At 58.6% G+C, this 13,705-nt stretch carries 13 protein-coding genes; 8 read left to right on the forward strand and 5 right to left on the reverse strand.

Annotated features, from left to right (window positions below; all coding sequences use genetic code 11):
• Positions 1 to 44 precede the first annotated feature (44 nt).
• A complete protein-coding gene (gene galU, locus HX792_RS10615; RefSeq protein WP_071484119.1) occupies positions 45 to 884 on the forward strand; it encodes a UTP--glucose-1-phosphate uridylyltransferase GalU in 840 nt (279 codons plus the stop codon).
• A 101-nt stretch (positions 885 to 985) separates the two neighbouring features.
• Entirely contained in the window at positions 986 to 2,344 is a 1,359-nt protein-coding gene (gene gorA / locus HX792_RS10620; RefSeq protein WP_176996034.1) for a glutathione-disulfide reductase, read from the forward strand.
• Here gorA and HX792_RS10625 read toward each other — a convergent pair whose 3' ends face one another.
• Complete coding sequence (locus HX792_RS10625) at positions 2,345 to 3,352, reverse strand: DNA-binding protein (protein ID WP_176996035.1); 1,008 nt, start codon at positions 3,350 to 3,352, stop codon at positions 2,345 to 2,347.
• 170 nt (positions 3,353 to 3,522) lie between these two features.
• Here HX792_RS10625 and HX792_RS10630 point away from each other — a divergent pair, with 170 nt between their 5' ends.
• From HX792_RS10630 to ahpF, 3 genes are all read left to right on the forward strand, one after another.
• Positions 3,523 to 4,455: a site-specific integrase gene (locus HX792_RS10630; RefSeq protein WP_176996036.1), complete on the forward strand. Its 933-nt coding sequence runs from the start codon at positions 3,523 to 3,525 to the stop codon at positions 4,453 to 4,455.
• Positions 4,456 to 4,588: 133 nt separating this feature from the next.
• A complete protein-coding gene (ahpC, locus tag HX792_RS10635; RefSeq protein WP_010210361.1) occupies positions 4,589 to 5,152 on the forward strand; it encodes an alkyl hydroperoxide reductase subunit C in 564 nt (187 codons plus the stop codon).
• Positions 5,153 to 5,279: 127 nt separating this feature from the next.
• Positions 5,280 to 6,845 (forward strand): alkyl hydroperoxide reductase subunit F, encoded by a 1,566-nt coding sequence (ahpF, locus tag HX792_RS10640; protein WP_176996037.1) that lies wholly within the window; start codon positions 5,280 to 5,282, stop codon positions 6,843 to 6,845.
• Positions 6,846 to 6,927: 82 nt separating this feature from the next.
• On the opposite strand, the gene gloA is transcribed toward ahpF, so the two are convergent.
• Positions 6,928 to 7,449 (reverse strand): lactoylglutathione lyase, encoded by a 522-nt coding sequence (gene gloA / locus HX792_RS10645; protein ID WP_012724171.1) that lies wholly within the window; start codon positions 7,447 to 7,449, stop codon positions 6,928 to 6,930.
• Between the two features lie 198 nt (positions 7,450 to 7,647).
• Between gloA and HX792_RS10650 the strand changes: the two genes are divergently transcribed.
• The gene (locus HX792_RS10650) at positions 7,648 to 8,184 is read left to right on the forward strand and encodes a DUF4946 domain-containing protein (protein ID WP_176996181.1); all 537 of its coding nucleotides are present in this window, start codon (positions 7,648 to 7,650) and stop codon (positions 8,182 to 8,184) included.
• Between the two features lie 125 nt (positions 8,185 to 8,309).
• Here HX792_RS10650 and HX792_RS10655 read toward each other — a convergent pair whose 3' ends face one another.
• The 3 genes from HX792_RS10655 to HX792_RS10665 form a co-directional block, all read right to left on the reverse strand.
• A complete protein-coding gene (locus tag HX792_RS10655) occupies positions 8,310 to 8,672 on the reverse strand; it encodes a histone-like nucleoid-structuring protein, MvaT/MvaU family (protein ID WP_176996038.1) in 363 nt (120 codons plus the stop codon).
• A gap of 199 nt (positions 8,673 to 8,871) precedes the next feature.
• Positions 8,872 to 10,413, reverse strand: coding sequence for an EAL domain-containing protein (locus HX792_RS10660; RefSeq protein ID WP_176996039.1), 1,542 nt, complete (start codon positions 10,411 to 10,413; stop codon positions 8,872 to 8,874).
• A gap of 67 nt (positions 10,414 to 10,480) precedes the next feature.
• Positions 10,481 to 11,362, reverse strand: coding sequence for a LysR family transcriptional regulator (locus HX792_RS10665; RefSeq protein ID WP_176996040.1), 882 nt, complete (start codon positions 11,360 to 11,362; stop codon positions 10,481 to 10,483).
• A 77-nt stretch (positions 11,363 to 11,439) separates the two neighbouring features.
• Between HX792_RS10665 and HX792_RS10670 the strand changes: the two genes are divergently transcribed.
• Together HX792_RS10670 and hppD are read left to right on the forward strand one after the other, a co-directional pair.
• The gene (locus tag HX792_RS10670; protein ID WP_176996041.1) at positions 11,440 to 12,363 is read left to right on the forward strand and encodes a DMT family transporter; all 924 of its coding nucleotides are present in this window, start codon (positions 11,440 to 11,442) and stop codon (positions 12,361 to 12,363) included.
• Between the two features lie 243 nt (positions 12,364 to 12,606).
• Positions 12,607 to 13,683, forward strand: coding sequence for a 4-hydroxyphenylpyruvate dioxygenase (gene hppD, locus HX792_RS10675; protein WP_176996042.1), 1,077 nt, complete (start codon positions 12,607 to 12,609; stop codon positions 13,681 to 13,683).
• Positions 13,684 to 13,705 lie beyond the last annotated feature (22 nt).

The following is a 13,705-nucleotide window of genomic DNA, read 5'->3' on the forward strand; positions in this document are numbered from 1 at the left end:
ACTGCGCCGAATTCCGTACGCACAGCCCTTTAGTAAGGACTTATATGATCAAGAAATGCTTGTTCCCAGCAGCCGGTTACGGCACTCGCTTCTTGCCAGCGACCAAAGCCATGCCCAAAGAGATGCTGCCGGTGGTGAACAAGCCACTGATTCAGTATGGCGTCGAAGAGGCACTGGATGCCGGCCTGAATGAAATCTCCATCGTGACCGGCCGTGGTAAGCGCGCGCTGGAAGACCACTTCGACATCAGCTACGAGCTGGAAAACCAGATCAAGGGCACCGACAAGGAAAAATACCTGGTCGGCATCCGTCGCCTGTTGGACGAATGTTCGTTCTCGTACACCCGCCAGACCCAGATGAAAGGCCTGGGCCACGCGATCCTGACCGGCCGCCCGCTGATCGGTGACGAACCCTTCGCCGTGGTCCTGGCGGATGACCTGTGCGTCAACCTGGACGGTAAAGGCGTGCTGGAGCAGATGGTTGATCTGTATAAGAAATACCGTTGCACCATCGTTGCGGTCCAGGAAGTGGACCCTTCGGAAACCAACAAATACGGCGTGATCGCGGGCGACGAAATCGGCGATGGCCTGATCCGCGTGCGTGACATGGTTGAGAAGCCAGCACCGGAAGATGCCCCGTCGAACCTGGCGATCATTGGTCGCTACATCCTGACGCCGGACATCTTCAAGCTGATCGAAGAAACCGAGCCAGGCAAGGGTGGTGAAATCCAGATCACCGACGCCCTGTTGAAGCAAGCCAAAGACGGTTGCGTGATTGCCTACAAGTTCAAAGGCAAGCGTTTCGACTGCGGTGGCGCTGAAGGCTACATCGAAGCAACCAACTTCTGCTTCGAGCATTTCTACAAGACCGGCAAGGCCTACTGAGTTCAGTCAGCCCCGCCAAGTAAAAAGCCACCTACGGGTGGCTTTTTCGTTTTTCAGCCCCACGTAAGTCGGTATGCTGATGTTCTGCCGAGGAGAGTGAAATGGCCTACGATTTTGACCTGTATGTAATTGGCGCCGGTTCTGGCGGTGTTCGTGCTGCACGCTTTGCTGCGGGCTTTGGTGCCAAGGTGGCGGTAGCCGAAAGCCGCTATCTGGGCGGCACGTGCGTAAACGTCGGTTGCGTGCCGAAAAAACTGTTGGTGTACGGCGCACATTTCGCCGAAGACTTCGAACAGGCCAGCGGGTTTGGCTGGTCGCTGGGTGAAGCGAACTTTGATTGGGCGACCCTGATCGCCAACAAGGATCGCGAAATCAACCGCCTCAATGGTATCTACCGCAACCTGCTGGTCAACAGCGGCGTGACCCTGCATGAAGGCCATGCGCGCCTGGTCGACCCGCACCAGGTGGAAATCAATGGCGAGCGTTTCACCGCCAGGCACATTCTGATTGCCACTGGCGGCTGGCCACAGATCCCGGAGATTCCGGGGCGCGAGCACGCCATTGGCTCCAACGAAGCGTTCTTCCTGAAAGAGCTGCCAAAACGTGTGCTGGTGGTGGGGGGCGGCTATATCGCCGTCGAGTTCGCCGGCATTTTCCACGGGCTGGGTGCGCAGACTTCGCTGTTGTATCGCGGCGATCTGTTCCTGCGTGGCTTTGACGGCTCGGTGCGTACGCACCTGAAGGAAGAGTTGACCAAGCGCGGCCTGGATCTGCAGTTCAACGCAGACATCGAGCGCATCGACAAGCAAGCGGACGGCAGCCTCAAGGCCACCCTCAAGGACGGTCGTGTACTGGAAGCCGATTGCGTGTTCTACGCCACCGGCCGCCGCCCGATGCTGGATAACCTTGGGCTGGAAAACACCGGCGTCAAATTGGACAAGCGCGGCTTCGTGGAAGTGGATGACTTGTACCAGACCACCGAGTCGTCGATCCTGGCCATCGGGGATGTGATCGGTCGGGTACAGTTGACGCCGGTTGCCCTGGCTGAAGGCATGGCCGTAGCGCGTCGCCTGTTCAAGCCTGAGCAGTACCGCCCGGTGGATTACGCGATGATTCCGACGGCGGTGTTCAGTTTGCCGAACATCGGCACGGTGGGCTTGACCGAAGAAGAGGCGAAGAAGAACGGCCATAACGTGCAGGTCTTCGAAAGCCGCTTCCGGCCGATGAAGCTGACCCTGACCGACTGCCAGGAAAAAACCTTGATGAAGCTGGTGGTAGACGCTGACACCGACAAGGTGCTGGGTTGCCACATGGTCGGCCCCGACGCCGGCGAGATCGTGCAGGGCCTGGCGATCGCGCTCAAGGCGGGCGCGACCAAGCGGCATTTCGATGAAACCATCGGCGTGCACCCGACGGCGGCGGAAGAGTTCGTCACTATGCGCACGCCTGTGGCCGGCTGATCAGGCTGGCGGTGTCTGCTCTGGCGTCGTTGCAACGACGGCCGCCAGACGCAGCGCCTCGATACTGGCCTGGGCCTTGATCAGGTCCAGCTCCAGCGTTTTATTGGCCTGCTGGTGAGTTGCCAGCGCCTCTTGGCGCGACTGACTTTCCAGCACGGCAACGCGTAAGCGCTCCTGGAGCAGGGTGCGTTCGCTGTCGATCTGGCTGACCTGTTCGCTCAACTTGCGCTGCTGGGCCTGGTCTTTTCGGGTTTGCTCTTGCAGCGCAGCCAATTCTTTCGCGGTCACCCGGTGCTCGATCAGCAGGCGCTCGTTGTCGCGGTGCAACTGTGTGATTTCGTCCTGGCGCACCAGCGCGCTCTGCTGGGCCTGGCGCAGTTCTGCCTGGACCTGCTGCAACTGCCCCTCATGGCGGCGCTGCTCCTGCTCACGTTGATCCTTGATGGCGTTGCGGTAGTGCTCGAGCGCGTCCCGGGCGTGCAGGTGCTTTTCTTCCAATGAGCGAATCTGCTCGTCCTTGTCGTTGATCCGCAATTCATAGTCGCTGCAGGCCTGGCTCAAGCCGGCATTGCGGGTCTGTTCGGTTTGCAGGCTGGTGCTGGCGGTTTGCAGGGCGGCGCTTTCTTCAGCCAGGGCGGCAGCTTGAATATCAAATTGCTGCTTGAGCTGGCCGTGGGCTGCTTCCAGCGTTTCCAGCTGGGCGAGCAGGGCGGCTTTGTGTTGCTCGAATTGTGCGAGGGCCAGGTCGATAGGCTCCTGGGCCTTTTCTTTCAGGCGTTGGGCCAGCCGCGCCACCAGTTCGCCAAGCTCGTCGTCGATGGGCGCCTCGGTGATGGTCAGGCGGGTTTCGCTCTCGTCCAGTTCCTTCAGGTACCGATGAATTGTAGTTTTCGAGCCCGTGTTACCCATCTCGATGCGTACCGCGTCGATGCTTGGGTTCTCGCCGCGGGCCAGGATGGCCAGGCGTGCCGTTTGAACTACCGCTTTGTTTATGCCGCCGCGTGCCATGGAGTCTCCGTCGATTTGATGGTGTGGTACGTACTATGTAAATACGTACTATATCATTAATAAAAACCTATTAAAAATCATGATTTAACAGATGGGATATTGGCGTATTATCCCGTGTCAGGCGTGCTTTTTCGCACGCAGTGCCCAATGGCAGTACGAATAGGCCCTTCATGAGCGATCTGGATCGTTACCTAAGCGCGGCCACCCGCGACAACACTCGCCGCAGCTATCGCGCCGCCATCGAGCATTTCGAAGTGAGCTGGGGCGGGTTCCTGCCTGCCACCAGCGACAGCGTGGCGCGTTACCTGGTGGCGCATGCTGGGGTGTTGGCGGTCAATACTTTGAAGTTGCGGCTGTCAGCATTGGCGCAGTGGCACACCAGCCAGGGGTTTCCAGACCCGACCAAGGCCCCGATGGTGCGCAAGGTGCTCAAGGGGATTCGCGCGGTGCACCCGGCGCGGGAAAAACAGGCCGAGCCTTTGCAGCTCAGGCATCTGGAGCAGGTGGTTGCATCTTTAGAGGTTGAAGCGAAGGTGGCGAGTGATGCCCAGGACATGCCTGGCTTGCTTCGCGCCAAGCGCGACATGGCGCTGATTTTGCTGGGGTTCTGGCGCGGCTTTCGCAGCGACGAGCTCTGTCGCCTGGAAATCCAGCACGTTCAAGCAGTGCCCGGGGCTGGCATCAGCCTGTACCTGCCGCGCAGCAAGAGTGACCGCGACAATCTCGGCAAGACCTACCAAACACCCGCGCTGCTGAGGCTTTGCCCGGTGCAGGCCTACAGCGAGTGGCTCAGCGCCTCGGCACTGGTGCGCGGCCCGGTATTCCGTGGGATTGACCGCTGGGGCAACCTGGGGGAGGAGGGGTTGCATCCCAACAGTGTCATCCCGCTGTTACGCCAGGCGCTGGAGCGAGCGGGTATCCCCGCAGATCAATACACCAGTCACTCACTGCGTCGAGGCTTCGCCACCTGGGCCCACCGTAGCGGTTGGGACCTGAAGTCGCTGATGAGTTACGTCGGCTGGAACGACATGAAATCCGCCATGCGCTATGTTGAAGCGACGCCCTTTCTCGGCATGACATTGGCCACCCAGCCGCTGATTTGAGATTTCTTCTATTAATACAGTTACCTGATAGGGAAAACCAATCGTCAGCATCAGGTTTGCCAATGAGCCATCGGGCCAGAGAGTGGGTAGGATTCACTTCATCAACTTCTTAACCCCTGACGGAGAGTCAACGATGCCTATCATCAACAGCCAAGTAAAACCGTTCAAAGCGACTGCATACAAAAACGGCAACTTCGTAGATGTGTCCGACGCTGACCTGAAAGGCAAGTGGTCCGTTGTGTTCTTCTACCCAGCCGACTTCACCTTCGTTTGCCCAACCGAACTGGAAGACCTGGCTGACAACTACGCCGAATTCCAGAAACTGGGCGTCGAAATCTACAGCGTTTCCACCGACACCCACTTCGCTCACGCTGCCTGGCACAACACTTCGCCAGCCATCGGCAAAATCCAGTACACCATGATCGGCGACCCAACCCTGACCATCTCCCGTAACTTCGACGTGCTGATCGAAGAAGCTGGCCTGGCAGACCGCGGTACGTTCGTGATCAACCCAGAAGGTCAGATCAAGATCGTTGAGCTGAACGACGGTGGTGTTGGCCGTGACGCTTCCGAACTGCTGCGCAAAATCAAAGCGGCCCAGTACGTCGCTGCCCACCCAGGCGAAGTGTGCCCAGCCAAGTGGAAAGAAGGCGAGGCCACTCTGGCGCCGTCCCTGGACCTGGTCGGCAAGATCTAAGTCTGTGAAGTCGCAAGGGCGGTACGCCGCACTTAAGTAAGCTGCATCCGCCCCCAAAACGCCCGGGCGAGATTCGCTCGGGCGTTTTTTTGTCTGCAATAAACCGAATTAATAGGAAATCGCCCGTATGTTGGACGCCAATCTTAAAGCTCAGTTGAAGTCATACCTGGAACGGGTCACCCAGCCGATCGAGATCGTCGCCTCCCTTGATGACGGCGCGAAATCCCAGGAAATGCTTGCCCTTTTGCAGGATGTTGTCAGCCTCACCACGCTGATCACCCTGAAAACCGATGGCAATGATGCGCGCAAGCCGTCGTTCTCCATCAACCGCCCGGGTGCCGAGATCAGCCTGCGTTTCGCCGGCATCCCGATGGGCCATGAATTCACTTCGTTGGTGCTGGCCCTGCTGCAAGTCGGTGGCCACCCGTCGAAGGCCAGTGTCGAAGTGATTGAACAGATCCGTGCCCTCAAGGGTGAGTTCAACTTCGAGACTTACTTCTCGCTGTCCTGCCAGAACTGCCCGGACGTGGTCCAGGCGCTGAACCTGATGGCCGTGCTCAACCCGAACATCCGCCACGTCGCCATCGACGGTGCGCTGTTCCAGGCTGAAGTCGACGAACGCCAGATCATGGCGGTACCGAGCGTGTACCTCAATGGCGTGAACTTCGGCCAGGGCCGCATGGGCCTGGAAGAAATCCTCGCCAAACTGGACACCAGCGGTATCGAAAAAGCTGCCGAGAAAATCAGCGCCAAAGACGCCTTTGATGTACTCGTCGTCGGCGGTGGCCCAGCCGGTTCTTCCGCAGCCATCTACGCTGCCCGTAAGGGCATCCGTACCGGTGTCGCCGCTGAGCGCTTTGGCGGTCAGGTGCTGGACACCATGTCCATCGAGAACTTCATCTCGGTACAGGAAACCGAAGGCCCTAAATTGGCCAGCGCCCTGGAAGCCCACGTGCGTCAGTACGACGTGGACATCATGAATCTGCAGCGTGCCAGCGCCTTGGTGCCGGCGAAAAATGCAGGTGACTTGCACGAAATCCGTTTTGAAAGCGGTGCGACCCTCAAGTCCAAGACCGTAATCCTGGCCACCGGTGCCCGCTGGCGTGAAATGGGTGTGCCGGGCGAGCAAGAATACAAAGCCAAAGGCGTGTGCTTCTGCCCGCACTGCGATGGCCCATTGTTCAAAGGTAAGCGCGTAGCGGTGATCGGCGGCGGTAACTCCGGCGTTGAAGCCGCCATCGACCTGGCCGGTATCGTCAGCCACGTGACCTTGCTGGAATTCGACAGCAAGCTGCGCGCCGACGCTGTATTGCAGCGCAAGCTGTACAGCCTGCCGAACGTGGACGTGATCACCAGCGCCCTGACCAGTGAAGTCAAAGGTGACGGTCAAAAAGTCACGGGCCTGGCGTACAAGGATCGCGACAGCGGTGAGTTCAAGACCATCGACCTGGAAGGGATCTTTGTGCAGATCGGCCTGTTGCCCAACACCGACTGGCTCAAAGGCACCGTGGAACTGACGCCACGTGGCGAGATCATCGTGGATGCACGTGGCGAGACGTCACTGCCCGGCGTGTTTGCTGCCGGTGACGTGACGACGGTACCGTACAAGCAGATCGTGATTGCAGTAGGCGAGGGCGCAAAGGCTTCCCTCAGTGCTTTTGATCACCTGATCCGCACGTCTGCCCCGGCCTGATTCGGCCACAAACAAAAAAGCCCCGTGAGCAATCACGGGGCTTTTTGCTGTCCGTAGGAGCCGGCAAGCCGGTTCCTACAGATTACAGCGGCGCAGGCTGAATGATCTCAACCCAGTACGCATCCGGGTCCTTGATGAACGCCAGGCTTTTCATGCGGCCATCGCTCAGACGCTTCTGGAAGTCGCAACCCAGGGCTTCGAAACGCTCGCACGCTGCGACGATATCCGGCACAGAAATGCAGATATGGCCAAAGCCGCGTGGATCGGTATTGCCGTTGTGGTAGGCGAAATCGGCGTCGTTTTCGGTGCCGTGGTTGTGGGTCAGTTCCAGGATGCCTGGGATCGACTTCATCCACTGGGTGCGCTCGGCGGCGTCGGCCGGGATCTGGGATTTGTCCACCAGGGCCAGGAAGTACAGGCTGAATTCGGCTTCCGGGAAGTCGCGCTTTTCCACCAGGGAGAAGCCCAGGACGCGGGTATAGAAGTCCAGGGATTTGGTGATGTCCTTGACCCGCAACATGGTGTGGTTGAACACGAAGTTCGCTGTGGCGGTGTCAGGTTGGGCAGTGACGCCCGGGAAAGTGTTCAGTTCGTGCAGGCTCATGGGCCCTCCAGAAAAAAATGGGGCAAACGCGGCTCCAGTGACAGGAGCGTTCCCTTGGCTTGCGGCTGGCATCCGTGCAGCGTGGTCATGATACGCAACGCTCGCCTATGGCGCCAAATGAAAAAGGTCACGCGGCGCTTGCGGCCTGTTGCGCTCGGGGCTCAAACTTTGAGGCTTGAACCTCTGGTGTTTTTGGCAATGATTGAGTTCCGTAAATCTCTGTTAAGTTCCTTGTGCCTGCTGTTGGGCAGTCCGTTTGTACTGGCGGCCGACCCGGAAATCCATTGGCCCAGTGGCTGGCAAGTGGAGGAAGTGGTGCCGGATGATCAAGCACCCACCACGCTCGCAACCGTGTCGCGTCAACGTGCAATCAAGAACGATGAAAACGGCACCACGTTGATGGTCATGGAGTTGACGGGAACACCCATTGAGGCTGGCCATAAAGTTAATCTTCAAGGTGTGCTGCTGGAAATGCGCAAATCCATCCAGAAGGACTTTGCCCAAGGCGGTTATCAAAGCGTGTGCAGCAAGATGCACCCTTCAACATTGAGCCATCTTGATGCGCTCGAAACCACTTGTGTGATTACCGAGAACGGTCGGCATGTGCTGTCGCAAACACTAGTGGGCGCCGTGGATGCCGATAAAGCGTATGTGTTTTCGTACGCCGGCCAGGCACAAGCCTATGAGGCGAGCAAAGATGAAGTCAGTGCGGTGCGCGAAAGCCTGAAACTTTAAGCCGGCGCGCGTCGGTTGTGAAAGAGATGAACCGTTAGTTAAGTTCGATTCCGAACATGAGCAGACTCCGTAACGAAAAAATAAAAAGCCCCGCATCGGCGGGGCTCTTTATTAGTGCGTTTCGATCAGCCGCGAAGCCAGGAATCTACAGTGGCGGCGCCATACTGTTCTTTCCAGGCTTTCAGGCCGCGGTGGTTGCCGCCTTTGGTCTCGATCAGCTCGCCAGTGTGCGGGTTGTGGTAAACCTTGACCACGCGGGCGCGACGCTGTTTAGGCGCTGCGGCAACGGCAGAAGCCTTGCCCGGGTTAGGGTCAAGAATGGAAATGATGTCACGCAAGCCTTTGCCGTAGGTCTTCATCAGCGCTTGAAGCTTTTCTTCGAATTCGATTTCTTTCTTCAGGCCGGCGTCGTTCTTCAGGGATTCCAGCTGGGCAAGCTGCTCTTGAAGGGCTTTTTCTGCTGCGCGAAATTCGGCGAGTCTGGACAAAATCTGTACTCCAATAGTGTATTTGGCTGATATCAACTGCAGACAACGCTATAAGCCAAGAGCGTTAAAGTGACTCAAAGAAAGAAACCTTTCTGCGAGTTCTGCACAGGCACGAAAAATTGTAGTAGTTAATTCACCACGAGTAAATCATGACTTTTGTCGAAATAACACGCTTTCATCAAAGGTGGTAGATGGCTATTCAATGGCTGCTCAGTGATTTAATGAACTCATCACACGGAAGAGGCCGTCCAAACAGATAACCCTGCAGGAAATCCACACCGTGTGCCGCCAAATATTCGCATTGCTCGGTTGTTTCCACGCCTTCGGCAACGATCCCCAGGTCGAGTTTGCCGGACAATTCAATGATGCTGTCCAGAATATGCCGCGAGAGCGCATCCGCGCCGATCATCGCGACAAAGCTTTGATCGATCTTCAAGTAGTCCACATTGAAGTTGCGCAAGTAACCCAGGCTCGAGTGACCGGTACCGAAGTCATCGATAGCGATCATCACGCCCAGTTCATGCAGGGCATCGAATAGCTGGCTTGCGATGTCGGTAGGCTCGATCAACTCGCGCTCGGTCAACTCCAGCACCAACGTGACCTGGCCTGGCGTAAACGCCGCAAGAAACTCGCGGCAGTCATCGACCAGCGCGAGGTCCTGGCAGTGCCGCGCGGTGATGTTCACACCCACGTGAAAACCGGGCGAGAAACGCTCGGCATGGGGAGCCAACTGAGCAGCGGTCTGACGCAGGAGCGAGCGCGTCATAGGCACGATCAGGCCGGAATGCTCGGCCAACGGAATGAACAGGTCGGGTCGCACCAGGCCTTCCTTCGGGTGCTGCCAGCGCATCAACACTTCGCAACCGGCCCATTGGCGGGTGTCGCCACGTACCACCGGCTGGAAGTAAGGGATGAACTCGTTGGCACCCAAAGCCCGCTGCAACTCGTGGGTCGGTGCCGATGAGCGTTTTTGCAACCAGTGCGCAAGCACGCCAGCCAATACACCAAAAAACGCCAGCAGGCTGAACAGCGCGGGGTAGCGGGCTTCCATATAACGCCACACCTCGCCGGCCGGCATACCGGCGTCGACGCTGTAGTGATAACGCGATGACACACGATGATGATGGGCCACGGGAAACTGCGGTACCTGGCTATCATGCACCTTGCCCTCGGCGTCCAGCCAATTGGGGCCCACTTGCAGGATCAGGTGTGCGTAGCGGCTGATCAGGCGCAGGGCGTTGGTCAGGTGGTAACCGTCGATCGACGCAAATGCGGCTTTATCGCCGTCCACCAGCCGATACACCAGCAGCGCGGTATCGGGCGTGACGGGGTTGCCATTCATCAACCACAGCGTGCCTTCAACGTAATCGTCCGGATTGACCGCCGACTCGTAGTTGCCGCCAAACAGCGAGGTGCAATAGATGTTTTTCTTCCACGACAGGGTCGTGGCTCGCACGAAGGGGCGGCGGGTCACCTGTTCGCGCAGCGCCAATTGCGCACCGCTGTCACACGGCTGGCCGGCCAATGGCAACAAGGCCTGGGCGGCGAGATAGGTATTGTCCAGCATCAGGTCGAATTGGCGTACAGCCTCCCGCGCGGTCTGGGCGGTGCTCAATTGCAAGGTGCGCTCGGCTTGCCAGTGCAGGATCACCACGCCCAAGGCAATGGGTAACAGGCCGCTGAGCAGGGTGATCAAGTAGCGCGTGGCGCGTTTTCGCGGGCCTGTGACGGTGAGGGGCATGGACGATGCGGCCTGTGGCTGGGATAGGACGATGATAGATGGCCCGGGCTGATTAAGCTCGCCTTAGCTAAATCACCGACGAATAGTCCAGGCTTTGTGCCGCCCGGATAAATGCCAGCGCAGCGGGCGAGGATTGCCGTCGGTCCAGCACCGCCAGCCCGATACTGCGCGCAACGGCCGGCACCAGCGGGCGCTGCACGTAACGCGGGTCTGGAGTGAGTGGCAGCGACGCTTGCGCCACCACTGTCACCGCTTCGCCACGGCTGACCACGTCCAGCGTGCTCAGCAACTGCGCGCAGCGGTAGCGCACATTCGGCGTGAGGCGGGCCGTGTTGAACAGGCGCGACACCAATTCCGAGGAGCCGGCCTCGGTCAAAATGAACGGATCGGCGCACAAATCCTTCAAGGCCAGGGCAGGGCGCTTGGCCAAGGTGTGGTTGGCCGGTAGCAGGGCGACCATTTCGTCGGTAAACAAGGGGAAGGTGTCGTAGCGCTCTTGCTCCAGCACCACAAAGCCGATGTCGATTCGCCGCTCATCCAGCCACTGCACAACTTGCCGGTCAGGGCCTTCATCGATGTGCACTTCGATACCCGGATAATCCTGATGAAACCGCGCCAGGATGCGCGGCAATAAACGAATGGACGATGTCGGGCCGAATGAGCCGATGCGCAGCGTGCCGCGCTTGAGGCCCCGCGCATCGGCGGCTTCCTGCTGCAAGGTGCCCGCCAGACCCAGCATGGCCCGCGCGCGCAGCAGCAATTGCGCGCCGATATCCGTGAGTTCGACCTGGGATTGGTGACGCCGGAACAGGTCCACACCCAGCTCCTGCTCCAACCCCTTGATGGCATGGGACACCGCCGACTGGCTGATACCCAGGCGATGGGCTGCGCTGGTGAAACCTTGCAGCTCGGCTACTAAGGAGAAGATTTCAAGCTGGGTCAGGGTCATGAGCAAAGACTCATTTTACGATGATCTGTGATTACAAGAAGAATACGCCAATCCCTTCGTAAACGAGCATTACGTTCATGATTGATTCTTCCGACCACGTTACCTATCTAAAGCTAGCCGCCGTCACCATGGTCTGGGGCGGCACCTTTGTGGCGGGGCGTTTCCTGGCGGGTGCGATTGACCCGCTGCTGGCCTCCAGCCTGCGTTTCCTCCTGGCCAGCGTGGCACTGCTGCTGTTCATGGCTTGCACGCGCATTCCTCTGATACGCCCCAGCGCCGGGCAACTTCTGCGCTTGGCACTGCTCGGCTTCTTCGGCATCTTTTTCTACAACCTGTGTTTTTTCTATGGCCTGCAGTACATCAACGCGTCCCGGGCATCGTTGATCGTGGCGCTGAACCCCGCCGTGATTGGCCTGGCGACCTGGCTCCTGTTCAAGGAGCGGCTGGGCGCAAATAAAGTGGCGGGTATCGCACTGTGCCTGGGCGGCGCCGCAACGGTCATCGTCAGTCGAAACCCGCAGCTGCTGCAGGGCGCAGCCCAGGCCTGGCGCGGGGATCTGCTGATTTTCGGCTGTGTGGTGGGGTGGGGCGTCTACTCGTTGTGTTCCCGGGAGCTCAACAAGGCTTTGGGCCCGTTGCAAGCCGTCACCTGGTCAGTGTTGCTGGGAACCCTGATGCTGACGCTCGCCAGCCTGATCATGGGCCGGTTCACGTTTGCGGCGTTCAATGCGATCCATGCGCCCCAACTGCTGAGCCTGCTTTATTTGGGCGTACTGGGATCCGCCGTGGCCTATATCGGCTACTACGACGGCATCCGGCGTATCGGCGCAACGCGCTCCGGCGTGTTTATTGCGCTCAACCCGCTGACGGCCGTGATCTGTGGTGCGTTGTTGTTGGACGAACACCTCACCCAGGCGATGCTGGTGGGTGGTGCGGTGATCCTGCTGGGCATCTACCTGTGCAATAAACCCCTTGCACGGGCCAGGGCAATGGGGATTTGATAAGAGTACGGACAAACACTGTTACGCTGTGTAGAATCGATTTACGCATACAAGAATATGGACTTGCGCTCACGCAAGCCTAGGCCGTCAGAGACTGATGACACCATGAAGCTACTCGGCTCCCCCCTCATCTTCGGTGACTTCCTCGCCCGCAGCGTGCGAGGCCTTTCCTGTGCGCCACCCTGCAACCTCATCCTTGCTCGCAAATAACACTGTTTATTACAAGAATGATGAGGTGCCACCATGGCAGACCAATACGAAAACCCAATGGGCCTGATGGGCTTTGAATTCATCGAGTTCGCCTCGCCAACGCCAGGTACCCTGGAGCCGATCTTCGAGATCATGGGCTTCACCAAAGTTGCGACCCACCGCTCCAAGAACGTGCACCTGTACCGCCAGGGCGAAATCAACCTGATCCTCAACAACGAACCCGACAGCCTCGCCTCCTACTTCGCGGCTGAACATGGCCCGTCAGTGTGTGGTATGGCGTTCCGCGTCAAGGATTCGCAAAAGGCCTACAACCGCGCGCTTGAACTGGGTGCCCAGCCCATTCATATCGAAACCGGCCCGATGGAACTCAACCTGCCGGCGATCAAAGGCATCGGCGGTGCACCGCTGTACCTGATCGACCGGTTTGGTGAAGGCAGCTCAATCTACGACATCGACTTCGTCTACCTCGAAGGCGTAGAGCGCAACCCGGTCGGCGCAGGTCTTAAAGTCATCGACCACCTGACCCACAACGTCTATCGCGGTCGCATGGTCTACTGGGCCAACTTCTACGAAAAACTGTTCAACTTCCGTGAAGCGCGCTACTTCGACATCAAGGGCGAATATACCGGCCTGACCTCCAAGGCCATGAGCGCTCCGGACGGCATGATCCGCATCCCGCTGAACGAAGAGTCGTCCAAGGGCGCCGGCCAGATCGAAGAGTTCTTGATGCAGTTCAATGGCGAGGGCATCCAGCACGTGGCATTCCTCACCGAAGACCTGGTCAAGACCTGGGACGCGCTGAAGAAGATCGGCATGCGCTTCATGACCGCGCCGCCGGACACCTACTACGAAATGCTCGAAGGCCGCCTGCCAAACCACGGCGAGCCGGTCGAGCAGCTGCAAGCCCGTGGCATCCTGTTGGACGGCTCGTCTATCGAAGGCGACAAGCGCTTGCTGCTGCAGATCTTCTCGGAAACCCTGATGGGCCCGGTGTTCTTCGAATTCATCCAGCGTAAAGGCGACGATGGCTTCGGTGAGGGCAACTTCAAGGCGTTGTTCGAGTCCATCGAGCGTGATCAGGTGCGTCGTGGTGTGTTGACCACGGACTGATTGTTCCGCCCTATGAAAAAGC

Source organism: Pseudomonas sp. B6002, from assembly GCF_013385985.1.
In the GTDB taxonomy this organism is placed as follows: Bacteria; Pseudomonadota; Gammaproteobacteria; order Pseudomonadales; family Pseudomonadaceae; genus Aquipseudomonas.

What these genes read in the sequence shown, in the direction of transcription:
- galU (WP_071484119.1), top strand. Translation starts at nt 45, where the DNA reads ATGATCAAGAAATGCTTGTTCCCAGCAGCCGGTTACGGCACTCGCTTC.
- gorA (WP_176996034.1), top strand. Translation starts at nt 986, where the DNA reads ATGGCCTACGATTTTGACCTGTATGTAATTGGCGCCGGTTCTGGCGGT.
- HX792_RS10625 (WP_176996035.1), bottom strand. Translation starts at nt 3,352, where the DNA reads ATGGCACGCGGCGGCATAAACAAAGCGGTAGTTCAAACGGCACGCCTG.
- HX792_RS10630 (WP_176996036.1), top strand. Translation starts at nt 3,523, where the DNA reads ATGAGCGATCTGGATCGTTACCTAAGCGCGGCCACCCGCGACAACACT.
- ahpC (WP_010210361.1), top strand. Translation starts at nt 4,589, where the DNA reads ATGCCTATCATCAACAGCCAAGTAAAACCGTTCAAAGCGACTGCATAC.
- ahpF (WP_176996037.1), top strand. Translation starts at nt 5,280, where the DNA reads ATGTTGGACGCCAATCTTAAAGCTCAGTTGAAGTCATACCTGGAACGG.
- gloA (WP_012724171.1), bottom strand. Translation starts at nt 7,449, where the DNA reads ATGAGCCTGCACGAACTGAACACTTTCCCGGGCGTCACTGCCCAACCT.
- HX792_RS10650 (WP_176996181.1), top strand. Translation starts at nt 7,648, where the DNA reads ATGATTGAGTTCCGTAAATCTCTGTTAAGTTCCTTGTGCCTGCTGTTG.
- HX792_RS10660 (WP_176996039.1), bottom strand. Translation starts at nt 10,413, where the DNA reads ATGCCCCTCACCGTCACAGGCCCGCGAAAACGCGCCACGCGCTACTTG.
- HX792_RS10665 (WP_176996040.1), bottom strand. Translation starts at nt 11,362, where the DNA reads ATGACCCTGACCCAGCTTGAAATCTTCTCCTTAGTAGCCGAGCTGCAA.
- HX792_RS10670 (WP_176996041.1), top strand. Translation starts at nt 11,440, where the DNA reads ATGATTGATTCTTCCGACCACGTTACCTATCTAAAGCTAGCCGCCGTC.
- hppD (WP_176996042.1), top strand. Translation starts at nt 12,607, where the DNA reads ATGGCAGACCAATACGAAAACCCAATGGGCCTGATGGGCTTTGAATTC.